Genomic DNA, 21,790 nt, shown 5'->3' with positions numbered 1-21,790 from the left:
ATGGTACAATAGATTCAGAAAAAATAGGAGTGTAGTATGAGATTATTACCTATGAGAAAAATTTCTCGTCATTCAAAAAGATTGGCGCTTTTTTTGACTTTTTGTGCGGGTTATGTAGATGCCTATACCTTTATCATACGTGGGAATACTCTAGTTGCAGGCCAAACGGGGAATGTCGTTTTCCTTTCCGTTGGTCTCATTCAAGACAATGTTTCAGATGCCAGTGCAAAGGTAATGACCTTGATTTCCTTTATGGTAGGTGTTTTCCTCTTGACAGTCTATAAAGAAAAGTTGAGGATTGTAAGAAAACCAATTCTATCCCTTATTCCACTAGCAATTTTATCTTTGATTATAGGATTTGTTCCCTTGACGGTTGATAATATATACATAGTGCCACCGTTAGCATTTTGTATGGGACTTGTAACAACAGCTTTCGGAGAAGTTTCAGGAATTGCATACAACAATGCTTTTATGACTGGAAATATCAAACGAACTATGTTAGCATTTGGCGAATATGTTCGCACAAAACATACACCTTTTTTAAGAGAAGGTCTCATCTTTGTTAGCTTGCTGTCGAGTTTTGTGCTTGGGGTTGTTGTATCAGCTTATCTGAGTATTTTTTATGAAGAAAAAACAATTTTAGGGATTCCAATCATGATGAGTTTTTTTTATCTAAGTATGCTTTTTGCATCTTGGAGGAAAAAAATAAGAGAAAAAGTTTAAATTCGATGATAAATACTTGTCAAAAACTAGGAATCATGCTATACTTGAAGAGTTGACTATGCACAGTCCTGTGCAACCGCACGAACATCGTTGCTCGTCGTATAACAAATTTAAACTTCGTCATTATCGCCTTGCCTAACATAAGTTATGTCTTTGGCTCAATTCCTAGTTTATTCTTTGTTATACTTAGAGCTCTTCTTTTAAGTGGTTCGTCCCACGATGCTAGGCGAGTCTTCACAAAAATACGGGGAAACCCCAAAAAATCATAGGAGGTGCATAATGAGCACATACGCAATTATCAAAACTGGCGGAAAACAAGTTAAAGTTGAAGTTGGTCAAGCAATCTACGTTGAAAAATTGAACGTTGAAGCTGGTCAAGAAGTTACTTTTAACGAAGTTGTTCTTGTTGGTGGTGAAAACACTGTTGTCGGAACTCCACTTGTTGCTGGAGCTACTGTAGTTGGAACTGTTGAAAAACAAGGAAAACAAAAGAAAGTTGTTACTTACAAGTACAAACCTAAAAAAGGTAGCCACCGTAAACAAGGTCACCGTCAACCATATACAAAAGTTGTCATCAACGCAATCAACGCTTAATTTTAAGGAGAACACATGATACAAGCAGTCTTTGAGAGAGCCGAAGATGGCGAGCTGAGGAGTGCGGAAATTACTGGACACGCCGAGAGTGGCGAATACGGCTTTGATGTCGTGTGTGCATCGGTTTCTACGCTTGCCATTAACTTTATCAATTCGATTGAGAAATTTGCAGGCTATGAACCAATCTTAGAATTAAACGAAGATGAAGGTGGCTATCTGATGGTTGAAATTCCTAGAGACCTTCCTTCACACCAGAGAGAAATGACGCAGTTATTTTTTGAATCATTTTTCTTGGGTATGGCAACCTTATCGGAGGACTCTTCTGAGTTCGTCCAAACCAGAGTTATCACAGAAAACTAACACGGAGGAAAACATTATGTTAAAAATGACTCTTAACAACTTGCAACTTTTCGCCCACAAAAAAGGTGGAGGTTCTACATCAAACGGACGCGATTCACAAGCAAAACGTCTTGGAGCTAAAGCAGCTGACGGACAAACTGTAACAGGTGGATCAATCCTTTACCGTCAACGTGGTACACACATCTATCCAGGTGTAAACGTTGGACGTGGTGGAGACGATACTTTGTTCGCTAAAGTTGAAGGCGTAGTACGCTTTGAACGTAAAGGTCGCGATAAAAAACAAGTTTCTGTTTACCCAATCGCAAAATAATCGCTCTAAGTAGCATTAAATAAGGCTTTCTGAGTTTTCGGAGAGCCTATTTTTTTGTTTTGATACCCATTTTGGTACCCAGAATGATTTTTATGTAAAATTTTTGTACAATATCATCGGTTTATACTCAATAAAAATCAAAGAGCAAACTAGGAAACTAGCCGCAGGCTGTACTTGAGTACGGCAAGGCGACGTTGGCGCGGTTTGAATTTGATTTTCGAAGAGTATTAATTTCTTATTTTATAAAAGTGTATATACTATCGCATATACTTATAAAGCCATTCTTTCTTTAACAAATCACTAACTAAAAATGTGCAGTAATTATTTTATTACAAGCTTTAAAAATACAGGTGAGGAAGATTTTTACTAGCTTTGATAAGTATGATAATTCTAACTGATATAACCAAAGTTATCGTCTTTAATATCAAGATAGTTCTAGGCTTAATTATTTTATAGGATTGGCTATTAGTAAGAAATATGGTATAATATAGGGTGAGACCTTCTTAATAAATAGTGAAAGAGTATAAAATGAAAAAAATTGTCATTAACGGTGGGAGACCATTGAAAGGTGAAATTACGATTAGTGGCGCTAAAAATAGTGTCGTTGCCTTGATTCCTGCCATTATTTTATCAGATGATGTTGTGATTTTGGATTGTGTTCCAGACATCTCTGATGTAGCTAGTCTTATTGAGATTATGGAGATCATGGGAGCTAGTGTCAAGCGTTATGACGATGTTCTTGAAATTGATCCTCGTGGTGTTCAAAATAAACCAATGCCTTATGGTAAAATTAATAGCTTGCGTGCGTCATATTATTTCTACGGTAGTCTTCTAGGACGTTTTGGTGAAGCAACTGTAGGTTTGCCTGGAGGGTGTGACCTAGGACCACGTCCGATTGATTTGCATTTAAAAGCATTTGAAGCTATGGGAGCTAAGACAACCTACGAGGGAGATAATATGAACCTCTCAACCCAAGGATCAAGTCTACATGGTGCGCATATCTATATGGATACTGTTAGTGTTGGTGCGACAATCAATACGATGCTAGCAGCAGTAAAAGCCAAAGGTCGAACAGTTATTGAAAATGCTGCTCGCGAACCTGAAATCATTGATGTGGCTACATTATTAAACAATATGGGAGCTCACATTCGTGGCGCAGGTACTGATATGATTACTATTGATGGTGTAGATAGCCTTCATGGAACACGTCACCAAGTCATCCCAGACCGTATTGAAGCAGGTACTTATATTTCAATGGCTGCTGCAGTAGGCCATGGAATTCGAATTAATAATGTACTTTATGAGCATTTAGAAGGATTTATTGCTAAACTTGAAGAAATGGGTGTTCACATGACTGTTTCTGAAGACAGTATTTTCGTAGAAGAGCAAACAAATCTAAAGGCTGTTAATATCAAGACAGCTCCTTATCCAGGTTTCGCAACAGATCTTCAACAGCCTATTACTCCTTTGCTATTAAAAGCAGAAGGTCGTGGCACATTGATTGATACAATCTATGAAAAACGTGTCAACCATGTTTTTGAATTAGCCAAAATGAACGCAGATATTTCAACAACAAACGACCACATCCTTTATAAGGGTGGAAATCCTTTGCAGGGTGCAAAAGTTAAGGCGACAGACCTACGTGCTGGAGCTGCCTTGGTTATTGCTGGCTTGATGGCTGAAGGAAAAACAGAGATTACCAATGTTGAATTCATCCTTCGAGGCTACTCGAATATTATCGAAAAATTGCGTAATCTTGGAGCAGATATTGAGCTAATCGAAGATTAGCACTTTGAGGATTGCAATGAATATCTGGACTAAATTAGCAAAATTTTCTTTCTATGAGACGGAACGTTTATATTTCCGTCCCTTCTTTTTTACAGATGTAGATGATTTTCATCAACTTGCATCAGATCCTGAAAATCTTCAATTTATCTTTCCTGCACAAGCAAGTATTGAAGAAAGTCAGTATGCTCTTGCCAATTATTTTATGAAATCACCTTTGGGAATTTGGGCTATTTGTGATAAAAAAGAGCAACGAATGATTGGAGCTATCAAGTTTGAAAAACTTGATGAAATTAAGAAAGAAGCAGAAATTGGCTATTTTTTAAAGAAAGACTATTGGTCTCAGGGTTATATGACTGAAGCAGTTACCAAATTACGAGATTTATCCATGAACGAGTTTGCATTGAAGCAACTTTCGATTGTGACACATCTAGAAAATGTTGCTAGTCAGAAAGTAGCAGAAAAATCAGATTTTGTTCTTTATCGTCGTTTTAAAGGTAGCGATCGTTATACCCGAAAGATGCGGGATTATCTAGAATTCCGTTATACAAAAGGAAATCTAAATGAGTAAACACCAAGAAATATTAGCCTACTTGGAAGAATTACCAGTTGGGAAGCGTGTCAGTGTTCGTAGTATTTCAAATCGGCTGGGAGTAAGTGATGGTACGGCATATCGGGCTATCAAAGAAGCTGAAAATAGGGGACTTGTTGAAACACGTCCTCGAAGTGGAACAGTACGTGTAAAGTCAAAAAAAGTAGCTATTGAGAAATTAACGTTCGCAGAAATTGCAGAAGTTACAGGCTCGGAAGTTTTAGCTGGTCAAGCTGGATTGGACAGAGAATTTAGTAAATTCTCCATTGGAGCGATGACTGAAAAGAATATTCTTTCTTATCTTCATGATAGCGGCTTACTTATCGTAGGAGATCGAACACGAATCCAATTATTGGCACTTGAAAATGAAAATGCTGTCTTGGTAACAGGTGGATTTGAAGTTCACGAAGATGTTTTAGAATCTGCCAATAAGAAAAATATTCCAGTATTACGCAGTAAGCATGATACATTTACAATTGCGACTATGATCAACAGAGCTTTGTCCAACGTTCAGATCAAGACAGATATTTTGACGGTTGAAAAAATATATCGTACTAGTCATGAATATGGATTTCTACAGGAAACGGATACTGTCAAAGATTATCTAGACTTGGTTCGTAAGAATAGAACGAGCCGTTTCCCTGTCATCAATCAGCATCAGGTTGTTGTTGGTGTAGTTACTATGCGTGATGCTGGAGATAAATCACCTGGTACAACGATAGATAAGGTCATGACAAGGACAGTCTACATGACTGGTTTAGCGACGAATATCGCTAACGTTAGCCAGAGAATGATTGCTGAAGACTTTGAAATGGTACCAGTTGTTCGTAGCAATCAAACCTTACTTGGTGTTATTACTAGACGGGATGTCATGGAAAAGATGAGCCGCTCTCAAGTTTCAGCATTACCAACATTTTCAGAACAGGTTGGTCAGAAGTTATCTTACCACCATGATGAAGTTGTCATTACGGTTGAACCATTTATGTTGGAAAAAAATGGAGTCCTTGCAAATGGAGTTCTTTCAGAAATTTTGACCCATATGACGCAGGATCTGGTCGTGAATAGCGGACGTAATCTCATCATTGAACAGATGTTGATTTACTTTTTACAGGCTGTTCAGATTGATGATATCTTGCGAATTCAGGCTAGAATTATTCATCATACGAGAAGGTCAGCCATTATTGACTATGACATTTATATCAATCATCAAATCGTATCAAAAGCAAATGTTACTGTAAAAATTAATTAAAACTAGGAGAAAACATGATTACATTAAAATCAGCTAGAGAAATCGAAGCAATGGATAAGGCTGGCGATTTTCTTGCCAGTATTCACATCGGTTTGCGTGACATCATCAAACCAGGTGTAGATATGTGGGAAGTAGAAGAATATGTGCGTCGTCGTTGTAAAGAAGAAAATTTCCTCCCTTTACAAATCGGTGTTGATGGGGCAATGATGGATTATCCATACGCAACTTGTTGTTCGCTTAATGACGAAGTAGCCCATGCTTTTCCACGCCACTATATTTTGAAGGAAGGCGATTTGCTGAAGGTAGATATGGTTCTTGGCGGGCCAATCGCTAAGTCTGACCTCAATGTTTCTAAACTAAATTTTAACAACGTTGAGCAGATGAAAAAATATACTCAAAACTTTACGGGCGGCTTGGCAGATTCTTGTTGGGCTTACGCTGTTGGAAAACCATCAGAAGAAGTTAAAAACTTGATGGATGTTACCAAAGAAGCTATGTATAAGGGAATTGAGCAGGCTGTTGTAGGAAATCGTATTGGAGATATTGGAGCTGCTATTCAGGAATATGCTGAAAGCCGTGGTTACGGAGTTGTTCGTGATCTTGTAGGACACGGTGTTGGTCCAACTATGCATGAAGAACCAATGGTGCCTAACTATGGTATCGCAGGTCGTGGTCTCCGCCTTCGTGAAGGTATGGTTTTGACAATCGAACCTATGATCAATACAGGTGATTGGGAAATCGATACAGATATGAAAACAGGCTGGGCACATAAAACAATCGATGGTGGACTATCATGTCAGTACGAGCATCAGTTTGTTATTACAAAAGATGGCCCTGTAATCTTGACAAGTCAAGGCGAAGAGGGAACTTATTAATCAAAAAAGGAGCTGAGCTCCTTTTTTTGATTCTTTCAAGTTGAAAATAAATTTGCGTAGCAGATATCTTACAAACGTTTTCTTTTATAGTAAAATAAAATATAACTAAATGAAAGTAGGTTCTTAATTGGAAAGTATTTTATTTTTTATTTCTGTCTTTATAGCTGGAGTCTTGTCATTCTTTTCTCCCTGTATCTTTCCCTTGTTACCAGTATATGCAGGTGTTCTGCTAGATGATCAAGAGGAGTCAAAGACATTTCGTTTTTTGGGTAAAGATGTTGCCTGGTCAGGATTGATTCGTACCCTCTGTTTTATTGCGGGTATCTCTCTCATTTTCTTTATTCTTGGATTCGGAGCAGGATTCCTTGGGAATTTACTTTATGCTGACTGGTTCCGTTATGTCATGGGAATCATGATTATCATACTGGGATTGTATCAGATGGAAATTCTTCATCTACAAAAATTAGAGGTACAAAAAACAGTAACATTTAAGCAAAAACAGTCTAGTAAATATCTCTCGTCCTTTTTACTGGGGATCAGCTTCAGCTTTGGCTGGACTCCATGTATAGGCCCAGTATTAAGTTCTGTTTTAGCACTGGCTGCCTCAGGAGGAAATGGAGCTCTTCAGGGAGCCTTATTAACCCTCATTTACACTCTCGGAATGGCGCTTCCATTTTTAGTTCTGGCCTTGGCATCAGGTCTTGTCATGCCTTATTTTAGTAGAATCAAATCTCACATACTTTTATTGAAGAAAATTGGTGGTTTATTGATCATTCTCATGGGAATTTTATTAATGTTGGGACAGTTAAATGTCTTATCTGGAATATTAGGATAAAAGGAGTTATCTATGAAAAAAATTATCTATTTTGGACTTAGTTTCTTGTCTCTCTTTCTTCTGATTGCTTGTGGCAAGGAAGAGAAAAAATCAAGTCCACAAAATCAATCAAATCAGACACAACAAGCTCCTGTGAAGCAAGTAGCAATTGGAGCAGAAGCACCTGATTTCACCCTTCAATCTATGAATGGAAAAGAAGTCAAATTATCTGATTATAAAGGTAAAAAAGTTTATCTTAAATTTTGGGCATCTTGGTGTGGACCATGCAAGAAGAGTATGCCAGAATTGATGGAGCTTGCTGCTAAGGAAGATCGTGATTTCGAAATTTTATCAGTCATTGCGCCAGGCCTTCAAGGTGAAAAAACTGTTGAGCAATTTCCAAAATGGTTTGAGGAACAAGGTTATAAAGACATCCCTGTTTTATATGATACAAAAGGAGCTGTTTTTCAAGATTATCAAATTCGAAGCATCCCTACAGAATATCTAATTGATTCACAGGGTAAAATTGCTAAAATTCAATTAGGTGCGATTAGTAACGCAGATGCAGAAGCAGCTTTTTCTCAAATGAAATAAAGTAATGAAATATAAAAATGTCTAGACAAACTGTCTAGACATTTTTTCTAACTTAAATTAGTTTTTTGAAGCTGCTTGGAATTCAGGGTTTTTCCAAGCTTCATCAATAATAGCTTGCAATTCTTTTGCTGAAGCTTGCATTTTTTGAGTTTCAGCATCGTTCAATGGGATGTTTACTGGACGCACAATACCATGTGCTCCAACAACAGCTGGTTGACCGATGAAGACATCTTTGATTCCGTATTGACCTTCTTGGAATACAGAAAGTGGAAGTACTGCATTTTCATCGTCAAGGATTGCTTTAGTGATACGAGCAAGGGCAACTGCGATACCGTAGTATGTAGCACCTTTCTTGTTGATGATTGTGTAAGCAGCGTCACGAACACCTTCGAACAATTCGATCAATTCAGTTTCTTGAACGTTTTGAGTGTCTTTAAGGAATTCTTCAAGGTTAACACCTGCGATGTTAGCGTGTGACCAAACGGCAAATTCTGAGTCGCCGTGTTCACCCATGATGTAAGCGTGAACTGAACGAGCGTCTACATCCAATTTTTCAGCAAGGGCTTGACGGAAACGAGCTGAGTCAAGTGAAGTACCTGAACCGATAACGCGTTCTTTAGGGAATCCTGAGAATTTCCATGTAGAGTATGTCAAAACGTCAACTGGGTTAGCAGCTACAAGGAAGATACCGTTAAATCCTGATTCAACAACTTGTGTTACGATAGATTTGTTGATTGCAAGGTTTTTACCAACAAGGTCAAGACGAGTTTCACCTGGTTTTTGAGGGGCACCTGCAGTAATTACAACAAGGTCAGCATCCGCACAGTCAGCGTACTCAGCTGCATAAATCTTCTTAGGTGAAGTGAAAGCAAGGGCGTGGCTAAGGTCAAGCGCATCACCAACAGCTTTTTCGTGCAATTGAGGAATTTCAATGATACCAAGTTCTTGGGCAATTCCTTGGTTAACAAGAGCGAAAGCGTAAGATGAACCTACGGCACCGTCACCAACGAGGATAACTTTTTTGTGTTGTTTAGTTGCTGTCATTAGTCTAAACATCTCCTTTGTTTTTTTAAGGGTAATACCCTGTTTAGTTTCATTCTATCACTTTTAAATAGCTTTGTCACGAATATAACATCCACTTAGCCATGTAAACGTTTTAGTCATACTGTAACACTGAAATAAGAGACAAACTATGGTATAATATATCTAGTTACTAATAGTGAAATGAGGCATTTGTTAATGCAAGATAAAAATTTAGTGAATGTCAATCTGACAAAGGAGATGAAGACCAGCTTTATCGACTACGCCATGAGTGTTATCGTATCGCGGGCCCTTCCTGATGTTCGAGATGGTTTGAAACCAGTTCATCGTCGTATTCTATACGGTATGAACGAATTGGGTGTGACACCAGATAAACCTCATAAGAAATCTGCTCGTATTACAGGGGATGTCATGGGTAAATACCACCCACACGGTGACTCATCTATCTACGAAGCTATGGTTCGTATGGCGCAATGGTGGAGTTATCGATACATGCTTGTAGATGGGCATGGGAACTTTGGTTCTATGGATGGTGATGGTGCCGCAGCTCAGCGTTATACTGAAGCACGTATGAGTAAGATTGCTCTTGAGATGCTTCGCGACATCAATAAAAATACCGTTGATTTTGTAGATAACTATGATGCCAATGAACGTGAACCCCTGGTTCTCCCAGCTCGTTTCCCAAACCTTTTGGTCAATGGAGCTACAGGTATCGCTGTTGGTATGGCAACCAATATTCCGCCTCATAACTTGGGAGAAACCATTGATGCAGTGAAGTTGGTCATGGATAATCCAGAAGTTACAACCAAGGAATTAATGGAAGTTCTTCCTGGTCCAGATTTCCCAACTGGTGCTCTTGTTATGGGGAAATCAGGTATTCATAAGGCTTATGAAACAGGGAAAGGCTCCATTGTGCTTCGTTCTCGTACTGAAATCGAAGAAACTAAGACTGGTCGCGAACGTATCGTTGTAACAGAATTTCCATATATGGTTAATAAAACCAAAGTCCATGAACATATTGTGCGTTTGGTTCAGGAAAAACGTATCGAAGGTATTACAGCTGTTCGTGACGAATCAAACCGTGAGGGAGTTCGCTTTGTGATCGAAGTGAAACGTGATGCGTCAGCCAATGTTATTTTGAACAACTTGTTCAAGATGACTCAAATGCAAACTAGCTTTGGATTTAACATGCTGGCTATCCAGAATGGTGTACCAAAGATTCTTTCTCTTCGTCAAATCTTGGATGCTTATATTGAGCACCAAAAAGAAGTGGTGACTCGTCGTACTCAATTTGACAAAGAGAAAGCTGAAGCGCGTGCACACATCTTAGAAGGTTTGTTGATTGCTCTGGACCACATCGACGAAGTCATTCGTATCATCCGTGCCAGTGAAACGGATGCAGAAGCCCAAGCTGAATTGATGAGCAAGTTCAAGTTATCTGAACGTCAAAGTCAAGCAATTCTCGATATGCGTCTTCGTCGTTTGACAGGTTTGGAACGTGACAAGATTCAGTCAGAATATGATGAGCTTATTGCTTTGATTGCTGACTTGGCAGACATTCTTGCAAAACCAGAACGCGTAGCACAAATCATCAAGGAAGAACTGGATGAGGTCAAACGTAAGTTTGGTGATCCACGTCGTACTGAGTTGATGGTTGGTGAGGTCTTGACGCTTGAAGATGAAGACTTAATTGAAGAGTCTGATGTTCTCATCACTCTATCAAATAAAGGTTACATCAAACGTTTGGACCAAGATGAGTTCACAGCTCAAAAACGTGGTGGACGTGGTGTTCAAGGAACTGGAGTTAAGGACGATGACTTTGTGCGTGAATTGGTTTCAACCAGCACTCACGATCATTTGCTATTCTTTACTAATAAAGGACGTGTTTATCGTCTTAAGGGATATGAAATTCCAGAATACGGTCGTACAGCCAAAGGTTTGCCAGTTGTCAATCTTTTGAAACTGGATGAAGGTGAAAGCATTCAAACCATTATCAATGTTGAATCAGAACGTAGTGATGATGCCTATCTCTTCTTTACAACTCGAGCAGGTATTGTCAAAAGAACCAGTGTCAAAGAATTTGCCAACATTCGTCAAAATGGTCTCAAAGCCTTAAATCTGAAAGATGAGGATGAGTTGATTAATGTCTTACTAACTGAAAAAGACACAGATATCATCATCGGAACCAGATTAGGTTATGCAGTTCGTTTCAATCAGTCTTCAGTTCGTAGTATGAGTCGTATCGCCACTGGTGTTAAAGGGGTAAATCTTCGTGAAGGTGATGCTGTAGTGGGAGCGAGAGTGATTACTGATCAAGATGAAGTCCTTATCATTACTGAAAAAGGATATGGTAAGCGCACAGTTGCGACTGAATATCCAACAAAAGGGCGTGCCGGTAAGGGAATGAAAACAGCCAATGTTACTGAAAAAAATGGTCCTCTGGCTGGTCTCTTAACAGTAAAAGGGGACGAAGATCTGATGATTATCACTGACACAGGTGTCATGATTCGAACAAATGTTGCCAATATTTCACAAACGGGACGTTCAACTATGGGAGTAAAAGTGATGCGTCTAGATCAAGATGCTAAGATTGTGACTTTTACAAGTGTTGCAGCAGCAGAAAAAGAAGAAGTTGGGGCAGAACAGGAAACAGAAAGTGAAGCATAATGTCTCAAAAAAAGAATCAAAGTAAAAAAAATAAACGTAAAAATCTACTGATTAACATACTGGCAGGATTCCTAATCTTGCTATCTATCGCTTTAATCTTCAATGCTAATATTCGTGATATGTTCATGATTTGGAACACTAATAAGTATCAGGTCAGTCAAGTGACCAAGGAAGAGATTGAAGAGAACAAAGAAACAGAAGGAAATTTCGATTTTGACTCTGTAAAATCACTTTCCTCGGAGGCAGTCCTATCAGCTCAGTGGAATTCCCAGCAACTTCCGGTAATCGGAGGGATTGCCATTCCGGAGCTTGAAATGAATCTACCAATATTTAAGGGACTCGATAATGTTAACCTCTTTTATGGTGCTGGGACAATGAAAGCCAATCAGGTAATGGGGGAAGGAAATTATTCTCTAGCAAGTCACCGTATATTTGCAGGTGAAAATGCTGATAAGAAATTATTCTCTCCTCTTGCTCGTGCTGAAAAAGGGATGAAAATTTATCTCACTGATAAAGAAAAAGTCTATACATACGAGATTGAAGAGGTTAAAATTGTAACTCCTGATCGCGTAGATGTAATTGACGAACGTGATGGGATTAAAGAGATTACCTTGGTAACCTGTGAAGATGCTAATGCAGTTGAGAGAATTATCGTTAAAGGGAATTTGACAGAGATAAAATCTTATGCAGAGACTCCATCAGATATCTTAGAAGCCTTTAATAAACCCTATAAACAATTTTATGAATAGTAGAAGAGGTTGGGACAAAAGAGCCCGACCTCATTTTTTATTAGCAATCAAACTTTGACGCGGTAGCTGATTGAACTTTTTGTTCGTCTTTTAGACTCCAAAAAGCTCCTAATCATCCTCGCAGGGCTGGGACTACGAAATCGAGACTTTGTCTATCGATTTCTGTCCTACCGCCTTTTCTTGTCAATTTCAGAAAATAGATAGGAAAAAGACTTTTCAATTTTGGTAAAAAGTAGTATAATGTTTCTATTATAGAAATTTTTAGAAAATTCCGAAAGAGGTTTGTTATGGGATACACAGTTGCTGTTGTTGGCGCTACAGGTGCCGTAGGTGCTCAAATGATCAAAATGTTGGAAGAATCAACTCTTCCGATCGATAAGATTCGTTACCTTGCGTCTGCACGTTCTGCAGGTAAGGTCTTGCAATTCAAAGGTCAAGATGTGACCATCGAAGAAACAACAGAAGATGCTTTTGAAGGGGTTGATATTGCTCTTTTCTCAGCTGGTGGATCAACTTCTGCAAAATACGCACCTTATGCTGTTAAGGCAGGTGCAGTTGTCGTAGATAACACTTCTTACTTCCGTCAAAATCCAGATGTACCATTGGTTGTTCCTGAAGTGAATGCTCACGCCCTTGATGCTCACAACGGAATCATCTCTTGTCCTAACTGTTCAACAATTCAAATGATGGTGGCTCTTGAGCCAGTCCGTCAAAAATGGGGCTTGGACCGTATCATCGTATCAACTTATCAAGCAGTTTCAGGTGCTGGTATGGGAGCAATTCTTGAAACACAACGTGAGCTTCGTGAAGTCTTGAATGATGGCGTAAATCCACGTGATTTGCATGCGGAAATCTTGCCTTCAGGTGGCGATAAGAAACACTATCCAATTGCCTTTAATGCTCTTCCACAAATTGATGTTTTCACTGATAATGACTACACTTATGAAGAGATGAAGATGACAAATGAAACCAAGAAAATCATGGAAGACGATAGCATTGCTGTTTCAGCAACTTGTGTGCGGATTCCAGTCTTGTCAGCTCACTCAGAGTCAGTCTATATTGAAACAAAAGAAGTAGCACCAATTGAAGAAGTGAAAGCTGCTATTGCTGCATTCCCAGGTGCAGTTCTTGAAGATGATGTTGCTCACCAAATCTATCCTCAAGCAGTTAATGCTGTTGGTTCACGTGATACTTTCGTTGGACGTATCCGTAAAGATTTGGATGCAGAAAAAGGTATCCATATGTGGGTAGTCTCTGATAATCTTCTTAAAGGTGCAGCTTGGAACTCAGTTCAAATCGCAGAAACACTTCACGAACGTGGATTGGTTCGCCCAACAGCTGAATTAAAATTTGAATTGAAATAATGTGTAGGAGTTCTTTTGAACTCCTTCTTTAAAATAGAGAGGTGTTTTGTATGTCTTATCAAGATTTAAAAGATTGTAAAATTATCACGGCCTTTATTACTCCTTTTCATGAAGATGGCTCTATCAATTTCGCTGCCATTCCAAAGTTGATTGAACATTTATTAGCACATCATACAGACGGAATTCTCCTAGCAGGAACAACTGCTGAGAGTCCGACTCTAACTCACGATGAGGAGTTGCAGTTGTTTGCGGCTGTTCAAAAGGTTGTCAACGGACGAGTTCCTTTAATTGCCGGTGTTGGTACCAATGACACACGTGACTCTATCGAATTCGTCAAAGAAGTAGCAGAGTTTGGTGGTTTTGCAGCTGGTCTTGCGATTGTTCCTTACTATAATAAACCATCCCAAGAAGGTATGTATCAGCACTTTAAAGCCATTGCAGATGCCTCTGATTTGCCAATTATTATTTATAACATTCCAGGTCGTGTAGTTGTTGAAATGACTCCAGATACCTTACTTCGTTTGGCGGAACATCCAAACATTATCGGTGTCAAAGAATGTACCAGTCTTGCCAATATGGCTTACTTGATTGAGCATAAACCAGATGAATTTTTGGTTTATACTGGTGAAGATGGAGATGCCTTCCATGCTATGAATCTAGGTGCAGACGGAGTTATCTCTGTTGCTTCCCATACAAATGGGGATGAGATGCATGAAATGTTTACTGCAATCGAAGAAAGTGATATGAAGAAAGCGGCAGCTATTCAACGTAAATTTATTCCTAAAGTCAATGCTCTCTTCTCTTACCCAAGTCCAGCACCTGTTAAGGCGGTACTCAACTATATGGGATTCGAAGCAGGGCCAACTCGTCTACCTTTGGTTCCTGCACCTGAAGAGGATGCTAAACGCATTATCAAGGTTGTTATTGATGGGGACTACGAAGCAACCAAGGCAACTGTCACTGGAGTCCTTCGTCCTGATTACTAAGATAACTAATATAAAAAAACTTTCTAAACAAGTAATATTGTTGGGAAGTTTTTTTCTTTTTCTACGAATAAATAGATAGAGAGAAAAACAAGGAGTCTATCATGAAAATTAAGATTGATAATTTTGAGATTTATAAGTTGAAACAAGCAGGTTTAAGTAATCAACAGGTTTTAAAGGTACTTCAATATGGAGAAATCTATGATCAAGAATTAACCCTAGAAACGATAGTAGAAGCATCTGAGTGTCGAAATCCAGTGGTTTTTATGGAACGTTACCATAAACTCACCTTTGAAAGCATGGAGCGATTAAGAAGTGACTTTGAAAAATTTCCCTCTTTTTCCATCCTAGACGATGTCTATCCATTTGCTCTCAGTGAAATCTATGATGCTCCAGTATTGTTATTTTATAAGGGCGATTTAAATCTCTTAAAGTTACCTAAGATTGCGGTTGTAGGCAGTCGCTCTTGTAGTCAAACAGGAACAAAATCGGTCCGTAAGGTTATTGAAGAACTGGAGAATGAGCTGGTGATTGTGAGTGGGCTTGCTAGAGGGATTGATACTGCAGCGCATATGTCAATTCTTCAAGGTGGTGGAAAAACTATTGCAGTCATTGGGACTGGCTTGGATGTTTACTATCCACGTTCTAATAAACGACTGCAGGACTACATAGGTGAATATCATTTGCTACTGAGTGAATATGGACCGGGTGAAGAACCCTTGAAATATCACTTTCCAGCACGAAATCGGATTATCGCTGGCCTATGTATGGGTGTCATCGTTGCTGAGGCAAAGATGAGATCTGGTAGTTTGATTACCTGTGAGCGAGCTATGGAAGAAGGAAGAGATGTCTTTGCTATTCCAGGGAGCATTTTAGATGGTCGTTCAGATGGTTGTCATCACTTGGTTCAGGAAGGTGCAAAACTTGTTTCAAGTGGTCAGGATGTGCTAGCAGAATTTGAATTTTAAGAACTAGCAAGGTTTTATCGGTTAAACTTTTCTTCTATATATAGGAGTTAAGTCTTGACAGGTTTTTAAAAATGGTTTACACTTTATAAAGTTTATTACTTTGAAAAGGTGTGATACTGTGGCTACGGCAACAAAGAAGAAAAAATCAACAGTTAAAAAAAATCTAGTAATCGTGGAGTCGCCTGCAAAGGCTAAAACGATTGAAAAATACCTGGGTAGAAATTATAAGGTTTTAGCCAGTGTTGGTCATATTCGTGATTTGAAAAAATCCAGTATGTCAGTCGATGTAGAAAATAATTATGAACCCCAATATATCAATATTCGTGGGAAAGGTCCTCTGATCAATGACTTGAAAAAAGAAGCTAAAAAAGCCAATAAAGTCTTTCTCGCAAGTGACCCGGACCGCGAAGGAGAAGCAATTTCTTGGCATTTAGCTCATATTCTTAATCTAGATGAAAATGATGCTAACCGTGTTGTTTTCAACGAGATTACCAAGGATGCAGTAAAAAATGCCTTTAAAGAACCTCGTAAGATTGATATGGATTTGGTGGATGCCCAACAAGCCCGTCGTGTCTTGGACCGCTTGGTAGGTTATTCCATTTCACCAATTTTATGGAAAAAGGTCAAGAAGGGCTTGTCAGCTGGCCGTGTTCAGTCTGTTGCGCTCAAGTTAATCATTGACCGTGAAAATGAGATCAATGCTTTTCAACCAGAAGAATATTGGACGATTGATGGAGTCTTCAAAAAGGGGACTAAGCAATTCCAAGCATCCTTCTATGGAATGAATGGCAAGAAGATGAAATTGACAAGCAATGAAGAGGTCAAAGAAGTCTTGTCTCATCTATCCAGCAAAGACTTTACAGTTGATCAGGTAGATAAAAAAGAACGCAAGCGTAACGCTCCACTCCCTTATACTACCTCAACTATGCAGATGGATGCAGCTAATAAAATCAATTTCCGTACTCGAAAGACCATGATGGTTGCCCAGCAACTCTATGAAGGGATTAATATTGGTACGGGCGTCCAAGGTTTGATCACCTATATGCGTACAGACTCGACTCGTATCAGTCCAGTTGCTCAAAATGAAGCTGCAAACTACATTAACGAACGTTTTGGCAGTAAGTATTCTAAGCATGGTAGCAAGGTAAAGAATGCGACTGGTGCACAGGATGCCCATGAGGCTATCCGCCCATCAAGTGTCTTTAACACGCCAGAAAAAATTGCTAAGTATTTGGATAAAGACCAACTTAAGCTTTATACCCTTATCTGGAATCGCTTTGTAGCGAGTCAGATGACGGGTGCTATCTTTGATACCATGGCTGTGAAGCTCTCTCAAAATGGAGTTCAGTTTGCAGCGAATGGTAGTCAGGTTAAATTTGATGGTTACTTGGCTATTTACAATGATTCAGATAAGAATAAGATGTTGCCGGATATGGTAGTTGGTGATGTCGTCAAGCAGGTCAATAGTAAACCTGAGCAGCACTTCACTCAACCACCAGCCCGATATTCGGAAGCAACACTGATTAAGACTTTGGAAGAAAATGGTGTTGGACGTCCATCAACTTATGCACCTACCATTGAAACTATTCAAAAGCGCTATTATGTGCGTTTGGCAGCCAAGCGTTTTGAACCGACAGAGTTGGGAGAAATTGTTAACAAGCTCATCGTTGAATATTTCCCTGATATCGTCAATGTAACCTTTACAGCTGAAATGGAAGGTAAACTGGATGATGTCGAAGTTGGAAAAGAGCAGTGGCAACGAGTCATTGATGAATTTTATAAACCCTTCTCTAAAGAGGTTGCCAAAGCCGAAGAGGAAATGGAAAAAATCCAAATCAAGGATGAGCCAGCAGGATTTGATTGTGAAGAGTGTGGCAGTCCGATGGTCATTAAACTTGGTCGTTTTGGTAAGTTTTATGCTTGTAGCAATTTCCCAGATTGCCGTCATACACAGGCTATCGTGAAAGAGATTGGTGTTGAGTGTCCAAGCTGTCATCAAGGTCAAATTATTGAACGAAAAACCAAGCGTAATCGTATCTTCTATGGTTGCAATCGCTATCCAGAGTGTGAATTCACTTCTTGGGACAAGCCTGTTGGACGAGATTGTCCAAAATGTGGCAACTTCCTCATGGAGAAAAAAGTCCGTGGTGGCGGTAAGCAGATCGTTTGTAGCAATGGTGATTACGAAGAAGAAAAAATCAAATAAAATGAGTCCTGAAAGTAAATTTCAGGCTCTTTTGATTAGTGCTTGACAAAAATCATCATTGTATGCGAAACTAGAAGAAGATTATTTTATACTCAATGAAAATCAAAGAGCAAACTAGGAAGCTAGCCGCAGGCTGCTCAAAGCACTGCTTTGAGGTTGTAGATAGAACTGACGAAGTCAGTAACATATATACGGTAAGGCGACGCTGACGTGGTTTGAAGAGATTTTCGAAGAGTATTAACTAGGAGAAGTTATGCGTATTATCTATCTGATTATTGGATTTCTGTCATTAGCTCTGGCTATTGTTGGAGTTGTCTTGCCCTTGTTGCCCACGACTCCTTTTCTTTTGTTGTCTATTGCTTGTTTTTCGAGAAGTTCCAAGCGTTTTGAAGATTGGCTTTATCATACCAAACTTTATCAGACTTACGTAGCGGATTTTCGTGAGACCAAGTCTATTGCGCGTGAACGTAAGAAAAAAATTATTGTATCGATTTATATCTTGATGGGAATTTCCATTTATTTTGCGCCTCTTTTACCAGTCAAAATCGGTCTGGGATGTTTAACCATCTTTATCACTTACTATCTTTTCAAGGTTATTCCTGATAAAGAATAACTTTAATAAGTAACGATTTTCCTTGATAAAAACAAAAACATATTCGAAATAATATGATATAATAAATTTAAAGTAATCTTCAAGGAGAATCAAATGATTTACGAATTTTGTGCTGAAAATGTAACCTTGCTTGAAAAAGCTATGCAGGCAGGAGCTCGTCGCATCGAGCTTTGTGACAATCTAGCAGTTGGTGGAACAACTCCAAGCTACGGAGTAACCAAGGCAGCTGTGAAGCTGGCGGCCGACTACGATACGACCATTATGACTATGATTCGTCCACGTGGTGGTGACTTTGTTTACAATGATCTAGAAATTGCCATCATGCTTGAGGACATCGCTCTAACTGCTCAAGCAGGAAGCCAAGGCGTTGTCTTTGGTGCATTGACTGCTGATAAGAAGTTGGACAAGGCCAATCTTGAAAAATTGATTGCTGCATCTAAAGGTATGGAAATTGTTTTCCATATGGCATTTGATGAATTGAGCGACCAAGATCAGTTGGAAGCCATTGATTGGCTCAGCCAAGCTGGAGTGACACGCATCCTGACTCGTGCTGGTGTATCTGGCGACTCGTTAGAGAAACGCTTTGCTCACTATCATAGAATTCTAGAACACGCTGCAGGAAAAATTGAAATTTTACCTGGTGGAGGGATTGACATGGATAACCGTCAAACCTTTATTGACCAACTGGGTGTGACACAATTACATGGAACTAAGGTCGTCTTTTAATAAATAGAAAGGAACTGCTAGCTTTTGGTAGCAGTTTTCGCTTATGTTTGAAATTTTTAAAGCTTATCAGTTTAATAGTAAAAAGGCTAAAGGGTATGGATTTGTAGAAAATCAAGGCGTATGGAACCATAGTTCGACTATCTTGCACGGAGATTTTCTCATGAGAGTTATAGTTGTGGACGGAGACTTATCTTTTCAAGTTTATGACCAAGAAACTGGCGATCTTTATCCTCAAGTTCATATGGCAAGTATGAAAGGTACTTTTGTTGGAACTGTTCGAGAGGCTTGTTTAGAAGTTCTTTATGAAATCCGAAAGTCTTGTTTTGATGTGCAGGATTTTATTTGTCCTCAGACCAAGAGAATCATGGCACTCGTTCAAGAAAAGTATGGAAATCAATTGGAATATCTATGGGAGAAATCCCCTGATACAGCTGTTTTGCGCCATGAGGGCAATCAAAAGTGGTATGCTGTTTTGATGAAAATCTCTTGGGATAAGCTTGAAAAGGGGAGAGAAGGACTAGTGGAAGCAGTCAATCTCAAACATGATCAAGTATCTGATTTGTTGGTAAAAAAAGGGATTTATCCAGCCTTTCATATGAACAAGCGCTATTGGATAAGTGTGCCACTTGATGACAGTTTATCAGATGAAGAGGTGCTTGAATTGATCGAAAAAAGTTGGAACTTGACCTTGAAAAAGTAATTAGATTTACTTGATTTTTCAAATACTTTCAATTAGCAAAATATTCTTTACTGAAGAAATTTTCAGAAAATATTGGATTTTTTCTTGACATGTGTTTTTTCCTATGCTAAAATACTAAACAAGATATCAAACGAAGGAGAAAGTCAAACATGAAAACAGCTAAGTTTAATCAATTTGCTTTGTTGTTGAGGTACTCGGGCTAGTGCAAAAGCATTAGTCCTGTTTGGCTTACCAAGCGGGAGTAAATCAACATCTCGCTTGGAACTCCGAGCGAGATGTTTTTTTAAAACCGAATTTAGAAAAGGGGAAATCTTATGAGAACAGTTGAATTTCTAGATACTAGCCTTCGAGATGGTGAGCAGACACCAGGTGTTAATTTTTCGATCAAGGAAAAGATTGCCATTGCAAGACAACTGGAAAAATGGGGAATTTCGGCAATTGAAGCTGGTTTTCCAGCAGCTAGTCCAGACTCGTTTACTGCAGTTCAGGAAATCGCAAAAGTCTTGAAGAAAACAGCGGTGACTGGTTTAGCTCGCTCTGTTAAATCAGACATTGACGCTTGTTATGAAGCACTTAAGGATGCTAAGTATCCACAAATCCATGTTTTTATCGCTACTAGTCCTATTCATCGTGAATTTAAGTTGAATAAAAGCAAAGAGGAAATATTGGAAGCTATTAAAGAGCATGTTTCCTATGCACGGAGTAAATTTGAAGTGGTAGAATTCTCTCCTGAAGATGCGACTAGAACTGAGCTGGATTTCCTCTTACAAGTCGTTCAAACAGCGGTAGACGCAGGTGCGACTTATATCAATATTCCTGATACAGTTGGTTTTACCACACCAGAGGAATATGGGAATATCTTCAAGTATCTGATTGACAATGTTAAAACTGACCGTCAGATTATCTATTCGCCTCACTGTCACGATGACCTTGGAATGGCAGTTGGCAATAGCCTTGCTGCTGTTAAGAATGGTGCGGGGCGTGTTGAAGGAACCATTAACGGTATTGGAGAACGAGCTGGGAATGCTGCTTTAGAAGAAATAGCAGTGGCTCTCAATATTCGCCAAGATTACTACCAAGCAGAGACAAGTATCGTCCTAAACGAAACGATTAATACATCCGAAATGGTTTCTCGCTTCTCAGGGATTCCAGTTCCAAAAAATAAGGCGGTTGTTGGAGGAAATGCCTTCTCTCATGAATCAGGTATTCACCAAGACGGTGTTCTTAAAAATCCTCTCACTTATGAAATCATTACACCTGAATTGGTTGGTGTCAAGAGTAATAGTCTTCCGCTCGGTAAATTGTCTGGTCGTCATGCTTTTGTTGAGAAACTAAGAGATTTGGCTCTAGACTTTACAGACGAAGATATCAAGCCACTCTTTGCTAAGTTCAAGGCCTTGGCAGACAAGAAGCACGAAATCACAGATGCTGATATTCGAGCTCTGGTAGCTGGCACCATGGTTGAAAATCCAGAAGGCTTCCACTTTGATGACTTGCAACTTCAAACCCATTCTGAAAATGACATTGAAGCAACAGTTAGATTAGCTAATTTTGATGGTGAGAAAGTTGAATTTAATGCAGCAGGTCAAGGTTCTGTTGAAGCTATCTTCAATGCTATTGATAAATTCTTTAATCAATCTGTTCGCTTGGTATCCTATACGATTGATGCGGTAACTGATGGGATTGATGCCCAGGCACGTGTATTGGTAACTGTTGAAAACAGAGATACAGAGACTATCTTTAACGCAGCTGGACTTGATTTCGATGTGTTGAAGGCTTCGGCTATTGCCTACATTAATGCCAATACCTTTGTTCAAAAAGAGAATGCTGGTGAGATGGGAACAACAGTTTCCTATCGCGACATGCCTACCATATAA

21 protein-coding genes and 1 other annotated feature are annotated in these 21,790 nt (G+C 39.1%); of the genes, 20 read left to right on the top strand and 1 reads right to left on the bottom strand.

Annotated features, from left to right (window positions below; all coding sequences use genetic code 11):
• Positions 1-36: 36 nt before the first annotated feature.
• From PCY08_RS02390 to sdbB, 10 genes are all read left to right on the top strand, one after another.
• On the top strand, positions 37-723 hold the full coding sequence (locus PCY08_RS02390) for a YoaK family protein (RefSeq protein ID WP_301559300.1): 687 nt from the start codon (positions 37-39) through the stop codon (positions 721-723).
• A gap of 64 nt (positions 724-787) precedes the next feature.
• Positions 788-967: a sequence feature (ribosomal protein L21 leader region), on the top strand.
• A gap of 35 nt (positions 968-1,002) precedes the next feature.
• Positions 1,003-1,317 (top strand): 50S ribosomal protein L21, encoded by a 315-nt coding sequence (gene rplU / locus PCY08_RS02385; protein ID WP_000109137.1) that lies wholly within the window; start codon positions 1,003-1,005, stop codon positions 1,315-1,317.
• Positions 1,318-1,332: 15 nt separating this feature from the next.
• On the top strand, positions 1,333-1,677 hold the full coding sequence (locus PCY08_RS02380) for a ribosomal-processing cysteine protease Prp (RefSeq protein ID WP_000613695.1): 345 nt from the start codon (positions 1,333-1,335) through the stop codon (positions 1,675-1,677).
• 16 nt (positions 1,678-1,693) lie between these two features.
• Positions 1,694-1,987: a 50S ribosomal protein L27 gene (gene rpmA, locus PCY08_RS02375; protein ID WP_000916509.1), complete on the top strand. Its 294-nt coding sequence runs from the start codon at positions 1,694-1,696 to the stop codon at positions 1,985-1,987.
• 528 nt (positions 1,988-2,515) lie between these two features.
• The gene (locus PCY08_RS02370) at positions 2,516-3,775 is read left to right on the top strand and encodes a UDP-N-acetylglucosamine 1-carboxyvinyltransferase (RefSeq protein WP_045763439.1); all 1,260 of its coding nucleotides are present in this window, start codon (positions 2,516-2,518) and stop codon (positions 3,773-3,775) included.
• 16 nt (positions 3,776-3,791) lie between these two features.
• On the top strand, positions 3,792-4,343 hold the full coding sequence (locus PCY08_RS02365; protein ID WP_049525843.1) for a GNAT family N-acetyltransferase: 552 nt from the start codon (positions 3,792-3,794) through the stop codon (positions 4,341-4,343).
• Positions 4,336-5,613 (top strand): CBS-HotDog domain-containing transcription factor SpxR, encoded by a 1,278-nt coding sequence (gene spxR, locus PCY08_RS02360; protein WP_223141092.1) that lies wholly within the window; start codon positions 4,336-4,338, stop codon positions 5,611-5,613. The genes PCY08_RS02365 and spxR overlap by 8 nt, the downstream gene beginning before the upstream one ends.
• 14 nt (positions 5,614-5,627) lie before the next feature.
• Positions 5,628-6,488, top strand: a complete 861-nt coding sequence (locus tag PCY08_RS02355) for a methionyl aminopeptidase (RefSeq protein WP_045763436.1) — start codon at positions 5,628-5,630, stop codon at positions 6,486-6,488.
• Positions 6,489-6,615: 127 nt separating this feature from the next.
• Positions 6,616-7,323, top strand: coding sequence for a thiol-disulfide oxidoreductase-associated membrane protein CcdA2 (gene ccdA2, locus PCY08_RS02350; protein WP_301559299.1), 708 nt, complete (start codon positions 6,616-6,618; stop codon positions 7,321-7,323).
• 12 nt (positions 7,324-7,335) lie between these two features.
• Complete coding sequence (gene sdbB, locus PCY08_RS02345; RefSeq protein ID WP_223141090.1) at positions 7,336-7,896, top strand: thiol-disulfide oxidoreductase-associated lipoprotein SdbB; 561 nt, start codon at positions 7,336-7,338, stop codon at positions 7,894-7,896.
• Between the two features lie 57 nt (positions 7,897-7,953).
• Here sdbB and PCY08_RS02340 read toward each other — a convergent pair whose 3' ends face one another.
• Positions 7,954-8,940 (bottom strand): L-lactate dehydrogenase, encoded by a 987-nt coding sequence (locus tag PCY08_RS02340; protein WP_045763432.1) that lies wholly within the window; start codon positions 8,938-8,940, stop codon positions 7,954-7,956.
• 195 nt (positions 8,941-9,135) lie between these two features.
• Here PCY08_RS02340 and gyrA point away from each other — a divergent pair, with 195 nt between their 5' ends.
• From gyrA to PCY08_RS02290, 10 genes are all read left to right on the top strand, one after another.
• Complete coding sequence (gyrA, locus tag PCY08_RS02335) at positions 9,136-11,604, top strand: DNA gyrase subunit A (protein ID WP_223141089.1); 2,469 nt, start codon at positions 9,136-9,138, stop codon at positions 11,602-11,604.
• Entirely contained in the window at positions 11,604-12,353 is a 750-nt protein-coding gene (locus PCY08_RS02330) for a class A sortase (protein ID WP_000078698.1), read from the top strand. The genes gyrA and PCY08_RS02330 overlap by 1 nt, the downstream gene beginning before the upstream one ends.
• Positions 12,354-12,640: 287 nt before the next feature.
• Positions 12,641-13,717 (top strand): aspartate-semialdehyde dehydrogenase, encoded by a 1,077-nt coding sequence (locus PCY08_RS02325; protein ID WP_000542499.1) that lies wholly within the window; start codon positions 12,641-12,643, stop codon positions 13,715-13,717.
• A 50-nt stretch (positions 13,718-13,767) separates the two neighbouring features.
• Complete coding sequence (dapA, locus tag PCY08_RS02320) at positions 13,768-14,703, top strand: 4-hydroxy-tetrahydrodipicolinate synthase (RefSeq protein WP_301559298.1); 936 nt, start codon at positions 13,768-13,770, stop codon at positions 14,701-14,703.
• A 107-nt stretch (positions 14,704-14,810) separates the two neighbouring features.
• A complete protein-coding gene (gene dprA / locus PCY08_RS02315; protein WP_367316837.1) occupies positions 14,811-15,668 on the top strand; it encodes a DNA-processing protein DprA in 858 nt (285 codons plus the stop codon).
• 118 nt (positions 15,669-15,786) lie between these two features.
• The gene (gene topA / locus PCY08_RS02310) at positions 15,787-17,874 is read left to right on the top strand and encodes a type I DNA topoisomerase (RefSeq protein ID WP_060955815.1); all 2,088 of its coding nucleotides are present in this window, start codon (positions 15,787-15,789) and stop codon (positions 17,872-17,874) included.
• A gap of 253 nt (positions 17,875-18,127) precedes the next feature.
• Positions 18,128-18,487: a YbaN family protein gene (locus PCY08_RS02305; RefSeq protein WP_045763427.1), complete on the top strand. Its 360-nt coding sequence runs from the start codon at positions 18,128-18,130 to the stop codon at positions 18,485-18,487.
• A 93-nt stretch (positions 18,488-18,580) separates the two neighbouring features.
• Positions 18,581-19,213: a copper homeostasis protein CutC gene (locus PCY08_RS02300; protein WP_301559296.1), complete on the top strand. Its 633-nt coding sequence runs from the start codon at positions 18,581-18,583 to the stop codon at positions 19,211-19,213.
• Between the two features lie 43 nt (positions 19,214-19,256).
• Positions 19,257-19,913 (top strand): MmcQ/YjbR family DNA-binding protein, encoded by a 657-nt coding sequence (locus tag PCY08_RS02295; protein ID WP_301559295.1) that lies wholly within the window; start codon positions 19,257-19,259, stop codon positions 19,911-19,913.
• 314 nt (positions 19,914-20,227) lie between these two features.
• Positions 20,228-21,790 carry a 2-isopropylmalate synthase gene (locus PCY08_RS02290; protein WP_301559294.1) on the top strand — a complete coding sequence of 521 codons (1,563 nt, stop codon included), beginning with the start codon at positions 20,228-20,230 and terminating at the stop codon, positions 21,788-21,790.

The sequence above is a fragment of the Streptococcus sp. SO4 genome (assembly GCF_030440055.1).
Classification (GTDB): domain Bacteria; phylum Bacillota; class Bacilli; order Lactobacillales; family Streptococcaceae; genus Streptococcus; species Streptococcus nidrosiense.
This window is presented reverse-complemented; position numbering and strand designations above follow the sequence as displayed.

Excerpts from the sequence above, each read along its gene's own strand:
- PCY08_RS02390 (WP_301559300.1), top strand. The coding sequence starts at position 37 with ATGAGATTATTACCTATGAGAAAAATTTCTCGTCATTCAAAAAGATTG.
- rplU (WP_000109137.1), top strand. The coding sequence starts at position 1,003 with ATGAGCACATACGCAATTATCAAAACTGGCGGAAAACAAGTTAAAGTT.
- PCY08_RS02380 (WP_000613695.1), top strand. The coding sequence starts at position 1,333 with ATGATACAAGCAGTCTTTGAGAGAGCCGAAGATGGCGAGCTGAGGAGT.
- rpmA (WP_000916509.1), top strand. The coding sequence starts at position 1,694 with ATGTTAAAAATGACTCTTAACAACTTGCAACTTTTCGCCCACAAAAAA.
- PCY08_RS02370 (WP_045763439.1), top strand. The coding sequence starts at position 2,516 with ATGAAAAAAATTGTCATTAACGGTGGGAGACCATTGAAAGGTGAAATT.
- PCY08_RS02365 (WP_049525843.1), top strand. The coding sequence starts at position 3,792 with ATGAATATCTGGACTAAATTAGCAAAATTTTCTTTCTATGAGACGGAA.
- spxR (WP_223141092.1), top strand. The coding sequence starts at position 4,336 with ATGAGTAAACACCAAGAAATATTAGCCTACTTGGAAGAATTACCAGTT.
- PCY08_RS02355 (WP_045763436.1), top strand. The coding sequence starts at position 5,628 with ATGATTACATTAAAATCAGCTAGAGAAATCGAAGCAATGGATAAGGCT.
- sdbB (WP_223141090.1), top strand. The coding sequence starts at position 7,336 with ATGAAAAAAATTATCTATTTTGGACTTAGTTTCTTGTCTCTCTTTCTT.
- PCY08_RS02340 (WP_045763432.1), bottom strand. The coding sequence starts at position 8,940 with ATGACAGCAACTAAACAACACAAAAAAGTTATCCTCGTTGGTGACGGT.
- gyrA (WP_223141089.1), top strand. The coding sequence starts at position 9,136 with ATGCAAGATAAAAATTTAGTGAATGTCAATCTGACAAAGGAGATGAAG.
- PCY08_RS02330 (WP_000078698.1), top strand. The coding sequence starts at position 11,604 with ATGTCTCAAAAAAAGAATCAAAGTAAAAAAAATAAACGTAAAAATCTA.
- PCY08_RS02325 (WP_000542499.1), top strand. The coding sequence starts at position 12,641 with ATGGGATACACAGTTGCTGTTGTTGGCGCTACAGGTGCCGTAGGTGCT.
- dapA (WP_301559298.1), top strand. The coding sequence starts at position 13,768 with ATGTCTTATCAAGATTTAAAAGATTGTAAAATTATCACGGCCTTTATT.
- PCY08_RS02305 (WP_045763427.1), top strand. The coding sequence starts at position 18,128 with ATGCGTATTATCTATCTGATTATTGGATTTCTGTCATTAGCTCTGGCT.
- PCY08_RS02300 (WP_301559296.1), top strand. The coding sequence starts at position 18,581 with ATGATTTACGAATTTTGTGCTGAAAATGTAACCTTGCTTGAAAAAGCT.
- PCY08_RS02295 (WP_301559295.1), top strand. The coding sequence starts at position 19,257 with ATGTTTGAAATTTTTAAAGCTTATCAGTTTAATAGTAAAAAGGCTAAA.
- PCY08_RS02290 (WP_301559294.1), top strand. The coding sequence starts at position 20,228 with ATGAGAACAGTTGAATTTCTAGATACTAGCCTTCGAGATGGTGAGCAG.